Origin of the sequence: Pseudoxanthomonas kaohsiungensis, from assembly GCF_010211765.1 — a bacterium.
Taxonomy (GTDB): domain Bacteria; phylum Pseudomonadota; class Gammaproteobacteria; order Xanthomonadales; family Xanthomonadaceae; genus Pseudoxanthomonas; species Pseudoxanthomonas kaohsiungensis.
The window spans coordinates 1-688 of the sequence record NZ_PDWO01000045.1 but is presented as its reverse complement, the minus strand read 5'-3'; the positions used below and the strand labels follow the sequence as shown (position 1 = coordinate 688).

The window sequence follows — 688 nt, the reverse complement described above, 5'->3', positions numbered from 1 at the left end:
CCGGGCACGCTCCAGCGTATATAGATCGGTAGCACTACATGCGCGGAGAGTTCGACAGCGAGCTTTTCCATAGCATTGAAGGATCTTTTTTTTTGAAGGCACGCTGGGCATCGTGGTGGAGGCGACGCTGAAGCTCACCGATCCGCCGCCGCCCTCGCAGGTGATGCTGCTGGCGCTGCCGGACATGGACGCGCTGATGCAGGTATTCGCGCTGTTCCGCGCGCGGCTGGAACTGCAGGCATTCGAATTCTTCACCGACCACGCGCTGCGCCACGTACTGGCACACGGTGCGCAGCGCGCCATCGACGGGGACCATCCGTACTACGTGGTCACCGAGTTCGACGCCGCCGACGAACGACAGCAGGAAGCGGCGCTGGCCGTGTTCGAGCAGGCACTGGAGCAGGGTTGGGTCAGCGACGGCGTGATCGCGCAGAGCGAGGCGCAGGCTGCCGCGCTGTGGCGGCTGCGCGAAGGCATCACCGAGAGCCTGGCGCCGCGGCGGCCGTACAAGAACGACATCGCGGTGCGGGTGGGTGCGGTGCCGGCGTTCCTGCACGAGATGCAGGCCTTGCTGGCACGCAAGTATCCGCGGGCCGAAGTGATCTGGTTCGGCCACATCGGTGACGGCAACCTGCACATCAACGTGTTGCGGCCGGATGATCTTGCCGAGGCCGCGTTCATCGAACAG

1 pseudogene is annotated in these 688 nt (G+C 65.0%); it reads left to right on the top strand.

Features of this window, described 5'->3' with window-relative positions:
• Positions 1 to 94 precede the first annotated feature (94 nt).
• Positions 95 to 688: pseudogene (locus CSC66_RS17205) on the top strand (FAD-binding oxidoreductase); the annotation flags it as partial.